Raw genomic sequence first — 19,706 nt, 5'->3', positions numbered from 1 at the left:
GCCAAGGCCTTTGTATATATGATTTTCCGAATATACGTATTTCCATATGTATCAGTCAAACCCTGTTTCAATTGATATGGATCAAATGCCTTGAAATCCGCCACAAGTGTTTGAAATTAAAATGAAACACGAATGTCCTAAAGTGCCTGCCCATTGCTGATGAAGGAAGACCCCGCGTGACCCGTGCCACTCGCAACCTGCGCAAGACCCTCGATTCCGTCGCGGAAAATAACGAAACCGCTGCGTTCGACCTGATGCGCGCCGTCGAAAAACTCGGTGATGAAGTGCTGCGCCAGCGTCTGCTCAATACCATCCACCGGCTCAACCAGGATGCCTATGAGTTGCGCGAAGCGCGTGATTCGGTGGAGCAGGTGTCGGTCAGGCTCGCCTGAGCAAGATCGTTCAAGACAAGCCCGTTGTTGCGCTGGCATGCTTGTCGACTGTCTGTCGATGAGCCGTTTCCATGCCTACCGCCTTACCGCATTACGCCTTCGCTCGCGGCGCCATTGCCGTTATTCCCTTGTCCCTGGCCTGCGCGCCTTGGGGCCTGCTGGCCGGTTCCATGGCCATCGATGCGCAATTCAGCCCGTTGGAAGCCCAGGGCTTATCCGCCATCGTGTTTGCCGGTGCCGCGCAACTGGTTGCCATCGGCATGGTCAAGAGTGGCGCCAGCCTGATTTCCATCGTGCTGACCACCTTGCTGCTGACCTCACAGCATCTGCTGTATGGCATGCACCTGCGGCCGATCCTTTCACCCCTCAAGACCCGCTGGCGCATCAGCCTGGGCTTTCTGTTGACCGACGAATTCTTCGCACTGGTCAGCCACTATGACCGCGAGACCTTTAACCGTTGGTATGCGCTGGGCGTCGGGCTGACGTTCTACATCGCCTGGAACCTGTTCACCCTGGCGGGCATTGTGCTTGGCAAGAGCATTCCCGGCCTTGATCAACTGGGCCTGGAGTTTTCCATCGCCGCCACCTTCATCGCGTTGATCACGCCAGTGGTGCGGGATATTCCCACGGTGGTCTGCGTGGCGGTTTCACTGCTGTTTTCGGTGTGGTTGAGCTTCCTGCACTGGGAATCGGCGGTGGTGGTGTCCGGCCTGCTGGGCATGAGCGCGGGTTACGCCTGCAAGCGATTGGGAGTAGGGCAGCCATGATTTTCCTGATGATTGTGATAATGGGCCTCGCGGTCTTTCTCAACCGTTACCTGTTTATCGAGCCGCGCCTGCCGGTGCGCCTGAACCGGGGCGCACGGGAGTTTCTTGGGTTTGCCGTGCCCGGCATGCTCACGGCGATTTGCGGGCCGATCATTTTCCTGGCGGACCATCATCTGAACCTCAGTCCGGCCAACCCCTACCTGTTGGCGGGTATCAGCGCAGTGGGGTTGATGTTCTGGACGCGCAATGTGCTGCTCACCGTGTTGCTGAGCATGGCGTTGTTCTATCTGTTTCGCTGGTTGCTCTGAGCCCAGGCGAAAAAAAGCCCGCGGGAGAGCGGGCCGAAGGGAGACTTCTAAAAATGAGCGTCGCCACTATAGGCGGCGCCTGCTCTCTTTACAGTGAAACAAAGTTCATACAGCCGTCAGTAGAGCCTGTGGCAATGGTACAGTCGCGTTTTTTCCAACGGAGCAATGGCATGCACAAGGTGGTAATTGGCGCACTGGTACTGGCGGCCCTGGCCGGTTGCGCGGGTTCGAAGATGAAAGAAGCGCGCGCAGGCACGCCCTACAAGATCCTGGCTTCGGACAAGGCCACCCTGGTTGTTGCCGAATGCGTGCAGTTCGGCTGGCAGGACGAAAGCGTGTTCGGCGTTGATGCCGGCGGCTTCAAGGAGCCGATCGCGGCGGGCGGCTACACCGTCTACACCACCGCTGGCGATTACTTCGTCGACGTGCAAAGCGCGGGTGCCGGTTCTTCCATCAAGTACTACGCCGCAGAAGACAACATGCCCGCCAAGCGTCGTTTGGCCGCACTCGCGACCTGCCTGTAATCCATTGCCTTAGACGATTTAGGAAATGCCTGGCACGACAGCCGCCGGGCATTAGCTTATGATTCACCCGCTCGCCCGACATGATGGCTCTTTACCAGTACACGGACGTCGAGGCCTAAACGTCGGGCGAGCATCCCTCCTTTTCTTCAACGCGGCATGTAACCCAGGTGCCAGCGACGGGGAATCTTCAGTGACACCAACCCCAACAACCCCGCCAGTACGCCGCTGACCATCAGCGCCTTCAAGCCCATCTGCTGCTCCAGCAGCGCGCCAATCACCGCGCCTACGAACATGCCGGTCCATGGGATCAATTGCACGCGCCAGCCCGTGCGTCGTTCTCCGAGCAACCAGCGTCCCAGCCCACGACCAAAGCGTGACAGTGCGCCAGTGACGTAAGTCAGCCCTACGGGGAGTCCGTTGACCTCTTCCACAGCCGCATTGAGCATGCCCATCGCAATGATCGCCGCCAGCAGCGCGAGCAGTGTGTCAGTGAAAGGCAGCCATGCCGCGCCGCACAACAACGCCGCAATACACAGCAGCAAAGGCAGGGCATGACGACGGCTGAGTCGACTGACCAGCACACCCAGTGCGTTACCGACCACAAATGTTGCTACTAGCAACAACAGCCGCCTGGTCAGCCCAAGATCACCCGCGCTGATCGCCACCGCCAGGCGCGTGGTGTTGCCGCTCATGAACGAAACGAAGTCGCCGCTCGCCATGAAGCCGATGGCATCGGTCATCCCCGCCAGTACTGAAAGGCTGGCCACCAGCATCAGCCCGACCCGGCCACGCCAACGCTGTCGGTGGGCGAGTGCTGCATTGGCGTAAGGCTTGCGAGGCGATGGCAGCATAGGGTCGGGTTCCTCGACGAGATTATCCGGCCACTACCGTAGGACGCTTTACGCGTCGGTGCAATGACCTCAGACAGGCTCCAGCGACCAACCTGTGTCGTGCCAATCCAGGAAATGGGTGGGCTTGATCGATTGGAGGAACGTCGCATCATGGGACACCACCAGCATCGCCCCGTTGAAACCTTGCAGCGCTTGCTCGAAAGCCATCACCGACTCCAGGTCCAAATGGTTGGTCGGTTCGTCCAGTAACAGCAGTTGCGCCGGCACTTCGCGCCACAAGGCAATCGCCATCGCGGCTTTCAAGCGTTCGCCGCCGCTGAGTTGCCCGGTGGGTTGGGTGACGCGCAAGGCATCCAGTTGCAGCAACGCCAGGCGCGTGCGCAGTTGGGCTTCGGCCAGGGGGGTATCGAGCAGGTTGAGCTGTTCAACGATGGAGCGCTGATCGTCCAGCAGCGCAAGGTGCTGATCAATGTAGGCGCAGGGCAGATGCACCCTGCATTCACCCGCGACGACCTGCCATTGACCGGCCAGTACCTTCAGCAACGTGGACTTGCCGCAGCCGTTGGGCCCACGCACGGCGACGCGCACCGGACCGGCGAGATGCAGATTCATAGAAGTCGACGGCAGCCACGGTAACTGTGCGTCCACCAACGACAGCACCTGTCGCCCGTTGGGCACCGCTGAGGCGGGCAATGCCAACAAGGTCGGCGATTCATCTTCGACCCGTTCATAAGCCTGGCGCACCTGGGCATCCAGTTCGTGTTTATGTTGCCCATGCGCGCTGCGCACGGTGCTGACGATCTCGGTGGCGGCGCCTTTCCAGCGCGCCTTGGTGAAGCGGTCGACGTTGGCGGTTTCTGCATGCTTGCGTGAGCGCGCGGCGTTGCGTTGCAGGCTGTCGTGGTCTTTTTGCAGCCGCCGCCGTTCGCGACTGCGCTCCAGGCGTGCATGGTCGAGCGCGGCGCTGGCGGCCTGTTGTTCGGTATCACGCTGCAGCCGATAGGCATCGTAGTTGCCGCCATAGACGTTTACGCCGAGGGGCGACAGTTCAATGATGCGCGCCATGGCGTTGAGCAATTGCCGATCATGGCTGACCACCACCAGGCCACCCCGCCAAGCATCGAGCACGCGCAGCAGCCAGGCGCGGCCATCGCTGTCGAGGTGGTTGGTGGGTTCGTCGAGTACCAGCAACGGCGGCGCGGCCAGCAGCGCGCCGATGATCGCGACTCTGGCCAACTGGCCGCCACTGAGTTGGTCGGCGGGGGTATCCCAAGACAGCTGCGACAGCCCTGCGTCATCCAGGGCAGTGCGCAAACGCTCGGCCAGGTCCCAGCGGTCGTCGATCAGTTCCAGGTCATCAATCTCCGCCGCGCCTCGTGCCATGCGGTCAAGGGCGGCGAATATCACTGCGGTGCCGGTGAGATCGGCGACCGTTTCCCCTGGCGCAACCGTGATGCTCTGCGCCACGTAGATCACTCGGGCAGCGCCATTCAGCGATCCGGAGGAGGGTGGCAGCAGCCCAGCGATCAACCGGGCGAGAATGCTTTTGCCGCGACCATTGCGCCCCACAATGCCGGTAGGCACGTGATCGATGGACAGGGTCAGGTCATCCAGCAAGGTCTCGCCATTGGCGAACTGGAAACTCAGGTGTTGCAGGGAAACAAGGACGGGCAGCCGGTTGACGTCAGTCATCAGCACCTCCAAAAAAATGTCGGACAGGCCAACAAGCGCGCCAGGCGGCTTGTTGCAGATACATTTTGGAAGGCTTAGTGGTTCACGTCGGCGGTCGTCCTGCGGATCAGAAGGGAGGCAAAGCCTAACCCGTCTTGGCTTTTTTCGGCAAGTGCGCCGCCAGTTGCTCAAGAAACATCGCCAAGGCCACTTCTTCGGCCTTGAGCCCTTTGCGGATGCGCGGCTTGGGCAGCTTGGAAAGTTCGCCGAGGCTGAAATGCTCCAGCACGGCAGGGTGGATGTAGCACTTGCGGCACACCGCTGGGGTGTTGCCCAACTGTTTGGCGACATCTTTAACCATCGCCACTACATGTCTTTTGGCATCGGACTCAGGCTGCCACTCCAGTTCCCGCAACACGGCCAGCGCCATGGCGGTGCCGGCCCAGGTGCGGTAGTCCTTGGCGGTGAAGTCGGCGCCGGTGAGGCTGTGCAGGTAGTCATTCACGTCGTGGGAGCTGACGGTGTGCCGCTCGCCATCCTCATCCAGGTACTGGAACAGGTTCTGGCCCGGCAATTCCAGGCAGCGCTTGACCACGGTTGCCAGTCGCCGGTCTTTAACGCTGATTTGGTGCTCGACGCCGCTCTTGCCGCGAAACTGGAACTTGATTTCGCTGCCTTTGACATCCACATGGCGGGTGCGCAGGGTGGTCAGCCCATAGGACTTGTTGTCGCGGGCGTACTGGGTATTGCCGACGCGGATCAGCGTAGCGTCGAGCAGCGTCACCACGGTGGCCAGCACCTTTTCGCGGGTAAATCCGGGCTCGGCGATTTGCGCTTCCAGCTGCTTGCGCAGCTTGGGCAGAGCATTGCCGAATTCTTGCAGCCGCGAGTACTTGTCCGTGTCGCGCACTTCGCGCCAGCGCGGGTGATAACGGTATTGCTTGCGGCCACGGGCGTCGCGGCCGGTGGCCTGCAGGTGGCCGCGCGGGTCGGCGCAGATCCACACGTCAGTGTAAGCCGGCGGGACGGCGAGGGCGTTCAGGCGCTTGATCTCGTCGGCGTCGTGGATGCGCTCACCCTTGGGGTCGAAATACTGGAACTTGCCCCGCAGCGTCTTGCGGCGGATGCCGGGCTGGGTGTCGTCAACGTAATGCAGGTCGCGGGGCAGCGCAGAGTCGGACATGAGGCGGGTTCCTTGGCAACAAATCAGGCCGGTATGTCTGATGGACCGCAGCGGTGTGCGGTCGTGCCAAAAGGTTGCTTACGCCAACACCGCGACGGCCTTGATCTGTGCCCACAGCTGCTGGCCGGGGTGCAATTGCAATTGGTCGCGGGAGAAGCGTGTGATGCGCGCCAGCAACGGCGTGCCGCCGGCGTCCAGGCGCACCAGTACATGCGCACTGTTGTCTGCCGAGATTTCCTGGGTGACCGTCACCGGCAAGCGGTTGAGGATGCTGCTGTGCTCCTCCGCTTGCAGGCTGAGGCTCACATCCCGCGCCTGCACCTTGATACGCAACGCTTTGCCCACGGCCAGCGGTGCATGGGCCACACGCATGTGCAAGGCGCTGGCAGGCAGTTGCAGGGTGAGCAACTGATAATGGTCGTCGTAGGCGCTGACCGCGCCGTTGATCACCACCCCGGCATCGTCACCGAGCGCCAGGGGCAGGTCGAGCCGCGCCAGGGTTTCGCCGATGGGGCCGCTGGCCAGGGCCTTGCCGTCGCTGAGCAAGACGATGTGGTCGGCCAGGCGCGCCACTTCATCCTGGGCATGGCTGACGTACAGCACCGGGATATCCAGTTCATCGTGCAGGCGTTCGAGGTACGGCAGGATCTCGCTTTTGCGCTGGCTGTCGAGGGCGGCCAGGGGCTCGTCCATCAACAACAGACTGGGGCTGGTGAGCAACGCGCGGGCGATGCCGATGCGCTGGCGCTCACCGCCGGAAAGGTGCTGGGGATGGCGATCGAGCAGGTGGCCGATGCCCAGCAACTCGGTGGCATGGGCCATATCCACACGGCGCTGCTGTCGGGGAATACGCTTGAGGCCGAACTCCAGATTGGCCCGCACCGACAGATGAGGGAACAGGCTGGCCTCCTGAAACACGTAGCCCAGCGCGCGTTTATGGGGCGGTACGAACAACCCGTTGCGACTGTCTTGCCAGACTTCATCGTTGATCTGGATAAAACCGTCTTCGGCGCGCTCCAGCCCGGCGATGCAACGCAGGCACGTGGTCTTGCCGGAACCGGAATGCCCATACAGCGCCGTCACACCGCGACCGGGCAAGTGCAAGTCCACATCCAGGGCAAAGCCCGAGTACTCAAGTTTCAGGCGTACATCAATCATCGACATCAACTCCAGCCCATCTTGGTTTTACGGCTGGAATACAGCGCCAGCAACACCAGGAACGCGAACACCACCATGGAGCCGGCCAACCAATGGGCCTGGGCATATTCCATGGCTTCCACGTGGTCGTAGATTTGCACGGACACCACGCGGGTCTTGTCCGGGATGTTGCCGCCGATCATCAGCACCACGCCGAATTCACCGACGGTGTGCGCAAAACCCAGGATGGAGGCGGTGATAAACCCTGGCCGCGCCAGGGGCAAAATAACGGTGAAGAATGTGTCCCAAGGATTGGCCCGCAAGGTCGCGGCCACTTCCAGCGGGCGTGTGCCGATAGCGGAGAAGGCGTTTTGCAACGGTTGCACCACGAACGGCATGGAATAGATCACCGAGCCAATGACCAGCCCCGCGAAGCTGAAGGTGAGAGTGCCCAGGCCCAGCCATTGGGTGAACTGGCCGAAGTAGCCATTGGGGCCCATGGTCAACAGCAGGTAGAAACCGATCACCGTCGGTGGCAACACCAACGGCAGAGCGACGATGGCGCCAATGGGGCCGCGCCACCAGGAGCGGGTGCGCGACAGCCACAGGGCAATCGGAGTGCCGATGATCAGCAAGATCAAGGTGGTCAGGGAGGCCAGCTTGATGGTCAACCAGATAGCGGAAAAATCGGCACTCGATAACGGCATTTACTTGGCCAGCTCGTAACCATAGGACTTGATGACAGCAGCAGCTTTAGGCCCCTTGAGGTAATCAACCAGTGCCTTGGCAGCAGCACTGTCCTTGCCCTTGTTGAGGATCACTGCGTCTTGTTTGATCGGGTCGTGCATGGCCGCGGGAACGATCCACGCTGAACCGCTGGTGACTTTGCCGTCTTTGTAGATCTGCGACAAGGCCACGAAGCCCAGCTCGGCGTTGCCGGTGGACACGAACTGGTAGGCCTGGGTGATGTTCTGGCCTTCGACGATCTTGTCTTTGACCTTCTCGGTCAGCCCTTCCTTGGCCAGCACTTGGGTAGCGGCCAGGCCGTATGGCGCGGCTTTCGGGTTGGCGATCGACAAATGCTTGAACTCGTTTTTCTTCAGCACGTCGCCTTTGGCGTCGACGTAACCTTCCTTGGCTGACCACAGCGCCAGGGTGCCGACGGCGTAGGTGAAGCGCGAGCCTTTGACGGTGTCGCCTTCGGTTTCGAGCTTTTGCGGGGTGGTGTCGTCGGCGCTCAGGAACACTTCGAACGGCGCGCCATTCTTGATCTGTGTGTAGAACTGGCCGGTGGCACCGTAGGCTGCGACCAGTTTGTGGCCGGTGTCTTTTTCGAAGTCGGCGGCAATCGCCTGGATCGGTGCGGTGAAGTTGGCGGCGACAGCCACCTGGACTTCATCGGCATGGGCCGAACCGAAGGCGAGGGCAGCGACCAGGATGGCCAGGCGTGAGGCGTGAATCGTCATGAAGCAGCTCCTTTGAGGGTGTACGGCTTGTTATAGGTAGAAGGCTTAACCGCTATGTATGGGAATATATAGCGGTTGACCATTGCCGGTACAGTGCAAAGTTGCCACAGGTGCTACGGGTTGAGTTTGGCCAGGGCCTGCTCCGCCAGTTCGCGCGTCAGGTCATAGGTGGTGGTGTCTTTGCCCAGGCGCAGCGCCTGGCCGGACCATAAATTGCTGAAGCCCGCTTCATCCTTGGCCTTGAGCGGTATCAACGCGCCGCCGGAGGTGGGGAATGCCGGGGCGGCTGGGTTGATTGCGCCCAACTCACGCATCACACGGTTGACGATGCCCCGTGCCGGGCGACCGGTGAACAGATTGGTCAGCGCGGTTTCGCTGGCCTGGGCATGGCGCAGTGCGTGGTGGTGCGAAGGGGTGACATTGGCTTCAGGCGTAAACAGGTAAGCTGTACCGATTTGCACCGCCGAGGCGCCCAGGGCAAAGGCCGCGACAATCCCGCGTGCATCACCGATCCCTCCGGCGGCAATCACCGGCACGCTGACGGCGTCGACCACTTGCGGCAGCAGGGCGAACAGGCCGATCTGGGTATTGAGGTCATCGCTGAGAAACAAGCCGCGATGCCCGCCCGCTTCATTGCCCATGGCGATAATTGCGTCGCAGCCGTGCTGCTCCAGCCAGATCGCTTCTTCCACCGTGGTGGCCGAGGACAACACTTTCGCACCCGTGGCTTTTACTCGATCCAGCAGGTTTTTTTCCGGCAGGCCGAAGTGAAAGCTGACGACTTCGGGACGGAATTCCTCGATGACCTGGCACGCGGCTTCGTTGAATGGCTCGCGGTTGGACACGGGCGTTGGCGCCTCAAAATCGGCACCCAATTCGCGGTAGTAGGGTTCCAGCAAGTCCTTCCAGCGCCGATCGCGCGCGGCGTCGGGGGCTGGAGGCTGGTGGCAGAAGAAGTTGACGTTGATCGGGCGTGGGCTGGCCTCACGGATGGCGGTCAGCGCTTCGCGCAATTGCGCAAGACTCAGTGCCGCCGCTGGCAATGAGCCCAGCGCGCCAGCTTTGTTGGCCTCGATGACCATGGCCGTGGTTGTGCCTACGGCCATGGGCGCCTGGATGATGGGCAGTTCGATCCCCAGCAGGTCGATGATGCGGGTGTCGGGCCAGGTGCTCATGGTATGTCTCTCCAGCGTTAATGAGGCTTTTCGCTGTTTTAACAGGGCCCATGACACCCGGCTACTCTGTTTTATTCACTGGACGAACGGCGCGTTTCGTGGGTTGCCATCAGTTGATGGCGTCTCCCAATACCGCGTGAATCCGTTCGGCGATGTGGGCTGCGTGGGTTTCCAGGGCGAAGTGGCCGGTGTCGAGCAGTTCCACCACGGCGTTCGGGTTGTCGGTTGTATAGGCGTGGGCCCCTGGCGGGATGAAAAACGGATCGTTCTGGCCCCAGATCACCAGCGTCGGCACTTGTTGTGTCCTGAAGAAGGCTTGGAATGCCGGGTACAGCGTCAGGTTGTTGCGGTAGTCGAGGAACAGGTCCAACTGGATCTTGTCATTGCCAGGACGCTGCATCAGGAGTACGTCGAGCATATAGGACTCCGGCGCCACCCTCTCGGGCTGATTCACGCCGTGCAGGTACTGGTAGCGCGTACCTTCCAGGCTGATCACTGCGTTGCGGATCACCTCGCGATTGGCCTGGCTTGGTTCGGCCCAATAGGCGCGAATCGGTGCCCAGGCGTCCCCCAGACCTTCCAGGTAGGCGTTACCGTTTTGCGAAACCAGCGCGCTGACGCGTTCCGGGTGTGCCACTGCCAGGCGTAGGCCAACGGGTGCGCCATAGTCGAAGACGTACAACGCGTAACGCGTCAATTTCAGCGCATCGACAAAATGCCCGACGGTGATCGCCAGGTTATCGAAGCTGTAGTGGTAGTCGCGCTCGGCCGGTACTTCGGTGAAGCCAAAGCCCGGCAAATCCGGCGCGATCACTCGAAAGCGTGTAGCGAGCAACGGGATCAGGTCACGGTACATATGCGACGAACTGGGGAAGCCATGCAGCAGCAACATGACCGGCGCCGAGGGGTCGCCGGCTTCGCGGTAGAACATGCTTACGCCGTCGGCATCGACATGGCGGTAGTGAATGACGGAGGTTGGAGTGGTCATGATGAAGGCGCCTTTGTAACTTGATTGGATGGATATACGGGTTACCGTTTAAAAAGTTGCGCCGAAAAATGTAACCTGTCAAACGATTTATAGGGGTTTCATATTTGTTTCGTGTAACTATCCATCCTCTTGGATAGCGGTTACTATGTCGACGCCCTGAAGAGGAATGACCATGACTATCCCAGCACCCCTTGAGCCTTATGTCCTCGCCGATGACCCGGTGCTGGACATGATCAATACCCGCGCCAATGTGGACGCGCAACCCCACGACTTCTGGCAGTGCGATGCCGATGTCGAGCGTTGGCTGGTGCGCCTGGAGTGGGTGAAGGAAGGGCAGGTGCCTGCGTTTGAACCGGGCGCATTGCTCCGGGTGGGCCGGGAACTGCGCGAGGTAATCCGTGTATTGCTGGAGTCGCGCAAGGAGGGAGCGCGGGGCGATCCCGCCGCGCTGAATGGGTTTTTGCGCAAGTCCGTCAGCCATCCGCAGTTGGCTTGGCTGGCGTCGGGTGAGTTACGCGTTGAGCGTCAGCGCAAGCAGCAGACCCCGGAGCAATTTCTCTCGATGATTGCTGAGGCTGCAGCACGTTTACTGGTGGAGGGCGACTTCAATTTAATCCGCACCTGCGAACATCCCGAATGCGTGTTGTGGTTTTACGACCGCACCAAGGCTCATAAGCGCCGTTGGTGCAGCATGGCGCTGTGCGGCAACCGACACAAAGTTGCTGAGTTTCGCAAGCGCAAGCTGGGTTAAGCCTTGCTCTCACGCTCCAGCAACTGCTGCTTACGTTCTACACCCCAGCGGTAGCCCGAGAGTTCGCCGTTACTGCGCACCACTCGGTGACAAGGGATCGCCACCGCGAGGCTGTTCGCGCCACAGGCTTGAGCCACCGCGCGGAACGACTTCGGCGCACCGATTCGCGCGGCTATTTGCGCGTAGCTGGCCGTGCTTCCCGCTGGAATATCGCGCAAGGCTTGCCACACCCGCTCCTGAAATGCGGTGCCGCGCAAGTCCAGCGGCAGGTCCAGGCCGAGCGCAGGCGCTTCGATAAAGCCCACGACCTGCGCGACCAACTGCTCGAAGCGCTGGTCGGCGCCTACCAGTTCCGCCCTGGGAAATTGATCCTGAAGATCGCGTACCAGCTTGTCAGGGTCATCCCCCAGCAGAATCGCGCACACGCCACGCGCACTTTGCGCCACCAGAATCGCCCCCAGCGAGCACTGCCCGACGGCGAACAGGATCGCCGAGTTCGTCCCTCCGGCTTTGTAGTCGCTGGGTTTCATGCCAAGCAGCTGGTCAGCCGACTCATAAAAGCGGCTGTTGGAGTTGAAGCCGGCGTCATACAGCGCATCCGTTACCGAGTGCGAGCCTTTGAGCCCATCGCGCACCTTGCGCGAACGGTGCGCAGTGGCGTAGCCCTTGGGGGTCAGGCCAGTGACGGCTTTGAACACACGATGAAAATGAAACGGACTCAGGTTGGCTTGCGAAGCCAGCGCGTGCAGGCTGGGTGCAGTGTCGGCCTTTTCGATATGCCGGCACGCGTCCGCGACCAGTTGCGCATGGTGCGCAACCAACTGGGTCTGGTCTGCGCTCACGCGTTTACTGGGGCGATACCCGGCGGCTTCGGCCTGTGCAGGGGTGTCGAAGAACTCGATGTTTTCCGGGCGTGGCAAGCGTGAAACGCTGCTGGCGCGGCAGTACACACCGGTGGTTTTTACACCGTAGACGAACAACGTATCGGCCTTGGGGTCTCGGGCGAGGATGGCCGCCCAGCGCGGGTCTTGTTCGGTGGTCATGCTCGGTACTCTTGACGGATTCCGTTCAGACTAATCGCGCCGCGCACATCTGGCACTCTGAAGCTTGCGGTCAAATCAGCCGGCGGTGCGAAACGTGAGGTTGATGCGTTGCGGGCCCATGACCGGATGTACGCCTTCCTTGATCGGCATCACCCCGTGGAAACGCAGGCGGTCCACGCCGCCCCACACCACCACGTCGCCGTGGAACAGCGAGACTTTGCGGGTTTTGTCACTGCGCTCATGTCCGCCAAACAAGAAAATCGCCGGCAAGCCGAGTGACACGGATACAACTGGTTCGCTATAGCGACGTTCGTTTTTGTCCTGGTGCAGGGACATTTTGGCGCCAGGTACATAACGGTTGATCAGGCAGGCGTCGGGGGCAAAGTCGGGAAAACTGACCTCTGCCGCCGCCTGCACCGCCAATTGACGCAAAACGTCTGGCATCTGCGGCCATGGCTGTTGGCTACGTGGGTCAAGCGGTGAGTAGCGGTAACCGGAGGTGTCGGTGGTCCAGCCCAGGTCGCCGCAACTGCTCAATGCCGCCGACATGGTAAAGCCGCCAGGTGTGACCATTTGCCGGAAGGGTGATTGAGCCAGCACCTGTCGCAGTTCTGGCAGAACGCGCTCAATCCAAGGTAGGGCATAACCCCTTAATACGTAGGACTGATCGCCAATTTGCTCGCGCCCTGCGGGTTGCTGCAGGGCGTCGTCGGCAAACAGGTCAGCGGTGGGGCCGGGCATCGCCTTACAGCGCCTTGCTCACATTGATGTCGGTGATTTCATCACTGGCATCGTGAATTTTCGCCAGGGCTTGTTTGGCTTCTTCCACGCTGTTGGTCTGCAGTTGGGCGAACTCAAAGCGGCGTTCGCCGTTGAGCTTGTACTTGATCACGTATTTTGTAGTGGTGGTCACGGCTATTTCCTGTGAAGTATGCGGATCAGCTCAGTTTGGAGCTGGTACGACGCACAATGCGGATCTTGTGGGACAACGCGGGTTTGCGGGTCACGCTGATTGCACGACGCGTGACCACATCCAGGGTGATGTTCCAGAACCCGGTGCTCGGTGCGGTGATTTTGGCGGGGAACTTGTCGAAAGCGCCGCCGTGATAGGTATGACGGCCGCCATTTTTGAAGCTGCGAAAATTCGCGTCGCTCATCAGACGAATATTACAAGTCTGCGAGCATTCGATGACGACAATGTCGCCCTCGTTGAGGTGCTCACGCTGATGGATGAATTTCATGTGGGGGCTCCAGAAGGGCTTTTTCTGAAAAATCAGAACGATACGTAGGTTAAGATGGAGTTTATCAGCCCCAGCGCGTTTATTATCGGCCCGTCTTCAACGACATCGACAATTTAAAACAGTTATTTACCGAGTTATCAGGGATAAATCCTACGTGGGCGGGAGAAATTTACCATCCCCGCTGTCGTAGGGTCTTTATCGGAGGTTTTAGTATGAAGTGGAGTGTGTTGGTTCTGGCCCTGGCGATTGGTGGGTGTGCTTCGGTTGCAGATATCAAGCAGACCCCTCCGACCTTGGCCGTCATTTCCGGGAAGAAACCCCAGGAATACGCCGCGTGTGTGGTGAAAAAACTCTCGGCGACCCGTCGGCCGTCGCAGATCGAACCGCATAAGGATGGCGGTGTGCAGGTGATTGTGCCGCAGAAGTTTTCCGCCGACCCTTCAGCGATCTTCGAGATCGATGAGCGCTCCAGCGGTAGCAGCATCAAGCTCTACGAGAGCATGTCCAATGTGCCGATCCGTCCGGGTGATGTGAAGAAGGCGGGCGAGGACTGCATTTCCGGCTGATCTGGCCTGTTCAACCCAGCGACTTCCTATCCGATAAAAAAGCCTGGCCGCGTAAGCGCAAAGCCGGGCTTTTTTGCGTTACGTTTTTGGAGTTGTCGCGACGGGGTCATTCCCCTACCATTTGTAGGCTTATGCCGTAAGCGTCTAAGCATATAACTATAAAATGGAGCCGTGATGATGTCCCTGGAACGAGTACTGATGGGCAGTGCGCTGACGTTGTTATTGGGCAATGCCCACGCGCTGGAGGGGAGTAAAATCTTTGCCGAGGGCGGTTCGCAGCCGGGCGCCATGCCCTGTGTCGCCTGCCATGGCGCCGATGGCGCGGGGATGGCTGCAGCAGGTTTTCCTCGATTAGCGGGCTTGTCCGCGACGTATGTACGTAACCAACTGGAAGACTTTAAAAGTGGCAGCCGTTCCAATCCCGTGATGCAGCCATTAGCGAATGCGCTCACGGATGCCGAAATCGAGGCGGTCAGCCGGGTGCTGGCGGCAATGCCAAGTGCTGTCCCCCAGGCGGTCTATCGCAGCGAAATGCCGATCAACGCCGCCCAAAAACTCGCACAACAGGGCGCCTGGGAGCGGCAGATTCCGGCGTGCTCCAGCTGCCACGGCCCAGCAGGGACGGGCGTCGGCGACGCGTTCCCACCCCTGGCCGGTCAACCCGCCGCTTACCTGGCAGCGCAGTTGACGGCTTGGCAAAACGGCACCCGCCACAATGATCCGAATGACTTGATGGGGCACATCGCCAAGTCTCTCACGGCAGAAGAAGTGCAGGGCGTGGCCCAGTATTTCGCCTCGCTGAAACTGGAGGCCAAGCCATGAGCCCGTTGATATTGGCCTTGGGCCTACTGGGTCTACCCTCGGCCCACGCCGCCACGATCGCCATGGAAGACCAGTCGCAGTTGCAACCTGCCAGCCACGCTGCTGCCAGCCAATTCCAGCCTCCTCAAGAAAGCGAACTGCCTGACAATGCCTACGGCAAGCTGGTGAAGGAGGGGTACGCGCTGTTCGTGGATACCAGACGTCTGGCGCCGAACTATGTCGGTAACGGACTCAACTGCAGCAACTGCCACCTGGACCAGGGCCGCCTCGCCAACTCGGCGCCCTTATGGGCTGCCTACCCGATGTACCCGGCCTATCGGAAGAAAAACGACAAGGTAAACACCTTTGCCGAGCGATTGCAGGGCTGCTTCCAGTTCAGCATGAATGGCGGCACGCCTCCGGCTGCAGATAGCCCCGAGATCACCGCGCTCTCGGTTTACGCTTATTGGTTGGCGAGCAAGGCGCCACTGGGTGTTGAATTGCCGGGGCGCGGCTATCCGGACGTTGCGCAACCGGCCAAGGGTTACGACTTGAGGCAGGGCGCCCAGGTTTATGAAGCGCAATGCGCTGTCTGCCACGGCGCCGAAGGGCAGGGCCAAAAGGTCGGCGACAGCTATGTGATGCCGCCGTTGTGGGGTAAAGACTCCTACAACTGGGGCGCGGGGATGCACCGCATCAATACGGCGGCGTCCTTCATCAAGCACAACATGCCGCTGGGCAAGGGCGGTAGTCTGAGCGACCAGCAAGCCTGGGACGTGGCCGCTTATGTCAACAGCCATGAACGGCCGCAGGATCCGCGCCTGGTTGACGGTTCCGTGGAGAAAACCCGGCTCAAGTTCCACGCAAATGACGGCGTCAATCTCTACGGCCAAACCGTAGAAGGCGTGCTGATCGGGCAGGGCATCCGTTAAACTGTTGCCCAGTCAATGCAAAAATGCCGCGCAAACCCTCGGTTTGTGCGGCATTTGTCTTTTTTGGGAAGTTATTCATGAAGCGTGAACACGTCAGGGCTCGTCAGGCCGAAGGCCAGATATCGGCGACGCACATCATCCAGAACCCGGCCGACTTGGGCGAGTGGATCGTATTTTTCAAGAAAAGCGGCGGCCGCAGTTTTTTCCTGGTGGACGATCAGGACGAAGTCGAGTCGTTCCAGCGGCTGGATGACCTGGTAGAAACCATCCGCGGCCTGGGTATCAAGTTTGCCGATATTCAGCTGTAAGCCTGAGGCTCACTTGCACACGACGACCACACTGCGGCTTTTGAAGTTGCCCACGTCCTTGCCCAGGGTCTTGTCACTTTCCTGGAGCGAGGGTGTGCCTTCGGTGCCGACGATACGGTAGCCGGTGCCGGCACATGAGGCGTCGGCTTTTTCATAGCAACTGGCCCATGAATTGGCCTCGCCGGAACAGTCGATGGTCAGGCCTTGCTCGCCGTTTTTCAGGTAGACGTCAGACGTGGTGGTGCACCCGGCGAGCGCCAGGACTGCAGTCAGTGCCAGAAACTTGTTCATAAGAGTTCATCGTCGAGGGTGTTGGAGGGACGCTGACACGGTCGTGGGGCGTTGGCGCAGGATTATAGCGAACTGCCACCTGGTGCGCAGTCACAGAAATACACTTCGCAACTGCGCGCACTTGCCCTCAGCGGTTTTTCTGTGTCACGGAACTCCCATCACGAGTACGCCGCTCCCAGTCACAGGCCCCGCGGCAGGCAGCGAGCCCGGTCGCTGAACCAGCGAGAACGTCACATCATCCCCTCCGACACTGTTGGTGATCTGGGTCAGGAACCTACCGTTCACAGTCACCGCGGATCCTGCCCGGACCATCGCCGTGCCAACGTCCGGGTTGGTCATCATCAGCAGGCGGTTGTCGAACGACGTCGCGATGCCTTTATAGGTGATGGTGATCGGTGTGGTGATCCCGGCGTTCGGGCACGAGTAGGTGAGCCTGCGGTTGCTCTTGATGGGCGTCGTCAGCGGGTCTGTACCGATTTGTCGTTGGTGGACGTTGCCAAAGTTGACCTCGATGGGGTTGTTATTGTTGATCGTGCAGGTTGAGGGAGAGATGGAGAAATTGTTGGCGGCCCTGTATACGAGCGAAAGACCTGTCCTACCTGAGTCATAATTGTTTGTCTGGCTCAGGCGCAACGTGCCGAGGACGTCATTTACGACGACGTTGATCGGGTTCGCCGGATCGTTGCGATTCAGGATGTAAGGCGTCACGTTGACGGCAACACCGATGGCGTTATTGGGCATGGTTGCAATTCGAATGTTAGTCGGTACCGGGGTGTTGTAGTACCCCCCGTTTATTCTTAAACCAGTGCCTTGGTTGACAAACTTAGGACCGGGTGTCCAGGCTGGACCGGCGAGAGCCGATGTTGACCAGTAGTCCTCGTAATGGGATGGCCAGCCCGGATAAGGCGTGAATCTGCACTCAAGCCTTACGCCTTCCAGAAGGATGCGGCTTGTGTCAGAACCTAATTGGACGGTTACGGGAACCTCTAGGGGCAGCGTGCCCCCCGTGTCCACTTGTTGCCACGGGCCGCCATTGACCCGACACTGGGCAGCATTCACGTTTGTTGTAATACCCACCAAGGCAAGCAGCACCATGGCGCCATAAAGTCGTTTCATGTTGATCTCTCGTTGCCTCTCTACTGGAATTACCCAGGGGAGATTTGAGTTTTGTCTGGGACTGTTACGGATAGTCCAGGGTAAAAGTCGAGGTCACCGTGTACCGGCCATGCCCGATGGTCTGATCCCTGATCGCATCCGGCTCGCCCTGCACATAGGCTTTGAGCTCAATGACGTTGCTGCCAGTGCTTAACACCTGTTTGTCGCTGACGGTATTCACGGGGAAAGGCTTGTCGTCCGGTGTCTCTATGCCAAGGCCAATCCCCGTCGCTCCGCTGCCACCGTCCAGCGCGAACAACCCCGGCAGCTTCACGTTTTCCGTACCACCGAGCAGGATGGTGACCGTGTCCCCAATCGTGGTGTCGCAGTTCTCCAGGTGCACCTTGAAAGCCTTCGCTCGAGTGCGGGTATTGATGTAGAGGTGCTTGCTGGTCACGTCCCAGAGTTCCAGAGTGATTGCGTCGTCGCCTGGGCGGATCGTGCAGGCCTCCTCCACCAGGTTGCCCTTGAAGCGAAGGTTGTCCGCAGCATCCGCATTGGGCGTCAGTCCGAAGCTCAGCAGTAACGCCAGCCAGGCGCATGCCCATCTTTTATGATCCATTTCATGTCGCATCGACGCGGCTCCTACTCGTATTCAGCCAACAGCGTGGCCACTGCTGAAAACGGTGCGGGGGGCAGGGTTGCGCCCGGTTGTTTGATGGGCACCACTTCCAATCTCGGCGGAGACGAGAGGACGATGTCCATTGGCGTATTGAGTGGAAACGGCACGTTGTTCTGGAAGAGCCGAATCCCCAGCGCCGGCACGTTGGTTTGCACCGCCGCGCCATCAAATGCCGTGGGCGTGCCGTTGACACTCAACTTCAGCGCCCAGGGCAGGGTGGCTGCGCCACAGTTGATGGTGTAGGGCACCGCTTTGCGGTACTTCACGCCGTCTACGCGCTTTACGCCCACATCGCCAAAGTCGACTTCAATCGTGTTGCCTGCATCAATGGTGCAAGGCGGTGGTTCATTCAACGTTCCGCTGAACGTCAGGTTTGCCACCGCGCCACCGCAAAGGCCCAGGGAGCACAAGGCGAGCAACGCTCGCTGCTGCCAACCAGTCATTGATCATTCCTCTTCATTGATAATCGACCACCAGGGTGGCGGCCGCATCAAAGGCCCCTCCGGTCAAGGTGCTGCCCGCGCGCTTGACCGGCACCGCCTGCACCACCGGAAAGTTCGGGTGGGTAAAGTTCACGGGGGTATTGAGTGGCCAGTCAGCGCCATTCACGAACAGCTTTACCCCAAGGTCCGGTTTGCGGGTCATCAGCACACGATTGTCAAACGCAGCGGCCGTGCCCTTGAGTTCCAGCTTCATCGCGTTGCTGACAGGTGAATTGCAGGTGACGGTGTAAGGCACCCCGCGACGATAATTGACGCCGTCAACCCGTGAGGTTTGAAGGTCATTACCGAACGGCACGTCGAGTGTGGCGCCGCTGTTAATCACACAGGGCGGTGGTGCGATAATCACTGCGCGGATAGTCAGGCTGGTCTCGGCCTGCACACCCTGGTTGACGGCCCAAAGCAGGCCACCACTGATAAGAACGGCCCATGGGCCGGATGGCTTAGCCATTGTCACGCCCTTACTCATAGTTGAGCTTGAAATCCACCACGGCCCGGAACGCCCCGCTGGTCAGCGGGGCGGTGGTGCGTGTGGGCTGAACAGTCCAGGTCTGGGTGTTACTGCCCAGTGGCAAAAACAGCGGTTCACCCCGCGATCCCAGCTGTACATCGCGTCCCAGGGCGTCGGCCAGGCGCAGGCCCATTCCTGTTATGCCCTGCACTTTGACGAGCCTTGAGTCATCAGCATCGGCAGGGGCAACAAACATGACCGACAGCACCGGTTGAAAGGCGCTCCACGTCAGGTTGCCCGTTCGTTCGCTGCGGATGCTGCCGGCGGTGCGCTGGCAATCGGCAAAGCGCAATTGGAATGCCACAGGTCTTGCTTGATCACCGGGGCGTTGCAACTGGCTGGCCGATACGGCGCCAAGGTCGATGGTTTGATGCAGTGAGTTTATTTCCAGCGCGCAGGGGATTTCATGCATGCTCCCGGAAATGTTCAACATCCCGTTCATGCCTTCGACGTCCTCGGCCTGTGCGACCCATGGCGCGGCCAATAACAGTCCGCCCAAGCCCTTCACAATGTGCCACTTCAT

The 19,706-nt window shown here is 60.0% G+C and carries 27 protein-coding genes; 9 read left to right on the top strand and 18 right to left on the bottom strand.

From position 1 onward, the window contains the following. Positions 1 to 176 precede the first annotated feature (176 nt). From HX812_RS20315 to HX812_RS20300, 4 genes are all read left to right on the top strand, one after another. On the top strand, positions 177 to 392 hold the full coding sequence (locus tag HX812_RS20315; protein WP_005788169.1) for a hypothetical protein: 216 nt from the start codon (positions 177 to 179) through the stop codon (positions 390 to 392). A gap of 71 nt (positions 393 to 463) precedes the next feature. Beyond that, the gene (locus HX812_RS20310) at positions 464 to 1,159 is read left to right on the top strand and encodes an AzlC family ABC transporter permease (protein ID WP_038850981.1); all 696 of its coding nucleotides are present in this window, start codon (positions 464 to 466) and stop codon (positions 1,157 to 1,159) included. Beyond that, positions 1,156 to 1,467, top strand: coding sequence for an AzlD domain-containing protein (locus HX812_RS20305; RefSeq protein ID WP_038850979.1), 312 nt, complete (start codon positions 1,156 to 1,158; stop codon positions 1,465 to 1,467). Before HX812_RS20310 ends, HX812_RS20305 begins: the two co-directional genes overlap by 4 nt. Before the next feature lie 170 nt (positions 1,468 to 1,637). Next, positions 1,638 to 1,991: a hypothetical protein gene (locus HX812_RS20300; protein ID WP_038850976.1), complete on the top strand. Its 354-nt coding sequence runs from the start codon at positions 1,638 to 1,640 to the stop codon at positions 1,989 to 1,991. A 146-nt stretch (positions 1,992 to 2,137) separates the two neighbouring features. Here the strand turns inward: HX812_RS20300 and HX812_RS20295 are convergent, their stop codons facing one another. The 8 genes from HX812_RS20295 to HX812_RS20260 form a co-directional block, all read right to left on the bottom strand. After that, a complete protein-coding gene (locus HX812_RS20295; RefSeq protein WP_038850975.1) occupies positions 2,138 to 2,842 on the bottom strand; it encodes a YoaK family protein in 705 nt (234 codons plus the stop codon). A 69-nt stretch (positions 2,843 to 2,911) separates the two neighbouring features. Continuing rightward, a complete protein-coding gene (locus tag HX812_RS20290) occupies positions 2,912 to 4,534 on the bottom strand; it encodes an ATP-binding cassette domain-containing protein (RefSeq protein WP_038850974.1) in 1,623 nt (540 codons plus the stop codon). 124 nt (positions 4,535 to 4,658) lie between these two features. Further along, the gene (locus tag HX812_RS20285) at positions 4,659 to 5,696 is read right to left on the bottom strand and encodes a DNA topoisomerase IB (protein ID WP_038850972.1); all 1,038 of its coding nucleotides are present in this window, start codon (positions 5,694 to 5,696) and stop codon (positions 4,659 to 4,661) included. 78 nt (positions 5,697 to 5,774) lie between these two features. Next, complete coding sequence (gene modC / locus HX812_RS20280) at positions 5,775 to 6,854, bottom strand: molybdenum ABC transporter ATP-binding protein (RefSeq protein WP_038851010.1); 1,080 nt, start codon at positions 6,852 to 6,854, stop codon at positions 5,775 to 5,777. A gap of 5 nt (positions 6,855 to 6,859) precedes the next feature. Further along, positions 6,860 to 7,540 (bottom strand): molybdate ABC transporter permease subunit, encoded by a 681-nt coding sequence (modB, locus tag HX812_RS20275; RefSeq protein WP_038850971.1) that lies wholly within the window; start codon positions 7,538 to 7,540, stop codon positions 6,860 to 6,862. After that, on the bottom strand, positions 7,541 to 8,299 hold the full coding sequence (gene modA, locus HX812_RS20270; RefSeq protein ID WP_038850969.1) for a molybdate ABC transporter substrate-binding protein: 759 nt from the start codon (positions 8,297 to 8,299) through the stop codon (positions 7,541 to 7,543). Between the two features lie 113 nt (positions 8,300 to 8,412). Continuing rightward, on the bottom strand, positions 8,413 to 9,474 hold the full coding sequence (locus tag HX812_RS20265) for a nitronate monooxygenase family protein (RefSeq protein WP_038850968.1): 1,062 nt from the start codon (positions 9,472 to 9,474) through the stop codon (positions 8,413 to 8,415). 109 nt (positions 9,475 to 9,583) lie between these two features. Beyond that, positions 9,584 to 10,462 carry an alpha/beta fold hydrolase gene (locus tag HX812_RS20260; protein WP_177128157.1) on the bottom strand — a complete coding sequence of 293 codons (879 nt, stop codon included), beginning with the start codon at positions 10,460 to 10,462 and terminating at the stop codon, positions 9,584 to 9,586. A gap of 172 nt (positions 10,463 to 10,634) precedes the next feature. Between HX812_RS20260 and HX812_RS20255 the strand changes: the two genes are divergently transcribed. Then, a complete protein-coding gene (locus tag HX812_RS20255) occupies positions 10,635 to 11,213 on the top strand; it encodes a CGNR zinc finger domain-containing protein (RefSeq protein WP_038850965.1) in 579 nt (192 codons plus the stop codon). Here HX812_RS20255 and ada read toward each other — a convergent pair. The 4 genes from ada to HX812_RS20235 form a co-directional block, all read right to left on the bottom strand. Continuing rightward, positions 11,210 to 12,256, bottom strand: coding sequence for a bifunctional DNA-binding transcriptional regulator/O6-methylguanine-DNA methyltransferase Ada (ada, locus tag HX812_RS20250; protein WP_038850963.1), 1,047 nt, complete (start codon positions 12,254 to 12,256; stop codon positions 11,210 to 11,212). The two genes, HX812_RS20255 and ada, sit on opposite strands and share 4 nt — an antisense overlap. A 75-nt stretch (positions 12,257 to 12,331) precedes the next feature. After that, on the bottom strand, positions 12,332 to 12,997 hold the full coding sequence (gene alkB / locus HX812_RS20245; RefSeq protein WP_038850961.1) for a DNA oxidative demethylase AlkB: 666 nt from the start codon (positions 12,995 to 12,997) through the stop codon (positions 12,332 to 12,334). A gap of 4 nt (positions 12,998 to 13,001) precedes the next feature. Further along, on the bottom strand, positions 13,002 to 13,169 hold the full coding sequence (locus HX812_RS20240; protein WP_177075014.1) for a hypothetical protein: 168 nt from the start codon (positions 13,167 to 13,169) through the stop codon (positions 13,002 to 13,004). Between the two features lie 25 nt (positions 13,170 to 13,194). Then, positions 13,195 to 13,497 carry a DUF1883 domain-containing protein gene (locus HX812_RS20235; protein ID WP_003191319.1) on the bottom strand — a complete coding sequence of 101 codons (303 nt, stop codon included), beginning with the start codon at positions 13,495 to 13,497 and terminating at the stop codon, positions 13,195 to 13,197. Positions 13,498 to 13,709: 212 nt separating this feature from the next. On the opposite strand from HX812_RS20235, the gene HX812_RS20230 reads away from it, so the two are divergent. From HX812_RS20230 to HX812_RS20215, 4 genes are all read left to right on the top strand, one after another. Then, positions 13,710 to 14,063 carry a hypothetical protein gene (locus HX812_RS20230; RefSeq protein WP_033902948.1) on the top strand — a complete coding sequence of 118 codons (354 nt, stop codon included), beginning with the start codon at positions 13,710 to 13,712 and terminating at the stop codon, positions 14,061 to 14,063. Between the two features lie 174 nt (positions 14,064 to 14,237). After that, a complete protein-coding gene (locus HX812_RS20225) occupies positions 14,238 to 14,885 on the top strand; it encodes a c-type cytochrome (RefSeq protein ID WP_038850958.1) in 648 nt (215 codons plus the stop codon). Next, positions 14,882 to 15,796, top strand: a complete 915-nt coding sequence (locus HX812_RS20220) for a c-type cytochrome (RefSeq protein WP_038850957.1) — start codon at positions 14,882 to 14,884, stop codon at positions 15,794 to 15,796. The genes HX812_RS20225 and HX812_RS20220 overlap by 4 nt, the downstream gene beginning before the upstream one ends. Before the next feature lie 77 nt (positions 15,797 to 15,873). Continuing rightward, positions 15,874 to 16,104, top strand: coding sequence for a hypothetical protein (locus HX812_RS20215; protein ID WP_038850956.1), 231 nt, complete (start codon positions 15,874 to 15,876; stop codon positions 16,102 to 16,104). Positions 16,105 to 16,113: 9 nt separating this feature from the next. Here the strand turns inward: HX812_RS20215 and HX812_RS20210 are convergent, their stop codons facing one another. The 6 genes from HX812_RS20210 to HX812_RS20185 all read right to left on the bottom strand — a co-directional run bounded on the left by HX812_RS20210 (position 16,114) and on the right by HX812_RS20185 (position 19,706). Continuing rightward, positions 16,114 to 16,395: a hypothetical protein gene (locus tag HX812_RS20210; protein ID WP_033902944.1), complete on the bottom strand. Its 282-nt coding sequence runs from the start codon at positions 16,393 to 16,395 to the stop codon at positions 16,114 to 16,116. A 144-nt stretch (positions 16,396 to 16,539) separates the two neighbouring features. Further along, a complete protein-coding gene (locus HX812_RS20205; RefSeq protein WP_038850954.1) occupies positions 16,540 to 17,511 on the bottom strand; it encodes a fimbrial protein in 972 nt (323 codons plus the stop codon). A gap of 64 nt (positions 17,512 to 17,575) precedes the next feature. Further along, positions 17,576 to 18,124, bottom strand: a complete 549-nt coding sequence (locus HX812_RS20200) for a fimbrial protein (protein ID WP_038850953.1) — start codon at positions 18,122 to 18,124, stop codon at positions 17,576 to 17,578. 11 nt (positions 18,125 to 18,135) lie between these two features. Further along, positions 18,136 to 18,615 carry a fimbrial protein gene (locus HX812_RS20195; protein ID WP_038850951.1) on the bottom strand — a complete coding sequence of 160 codons (480 nt, stop codon included), beginning with the start codon at positions 18,613 to 18,615 and terminating at the stop codon, positions 18,136 to 18,138. A gap of 13 nt (positions 18,616 to 18,628) precedes the next feature. After that, a complete protein-coding gene (locus tag HX812_RS20190; RefSeq protein ID WP_038850949.1) occupies positions 18,629 to 19,123 on the bottom strand; it encodes a fimbrial protein in 495 nt (164 codons plus the stop codon). Between the two features lie 10 nt (positions 19,124 to 19,133). Then, the gene (locus tag HX812_RS20185) at positions 19,134 to 19,706 is read right to left on the bottom strand and encodes a fimbrial protein (protein WP_038850947.1); all 573 of its coding nucleotides are present in this window, start codon (positions 19,704 to 19,706) and stop codon (positions 19,134 to 19,136) included.

Origin of the sequence: Pseudomonas sp. IPO3749 (assembly GCF_013386605.1) — a bacterium.
In the GTDB taxonomy this organism is placed as follows: domain Bacteria; phylum Pseudomonadota; class Gammaproteobacteria; order Pseudomonadales; family Pseudomonadaceae; genus Aquipseudomonas; species Aquipseudomonas azotoformans_A.
Note: the sequence above shows the minus strand (reverse complement) of the source record. Positions and strands in the feature narration are given on the sequence as shown.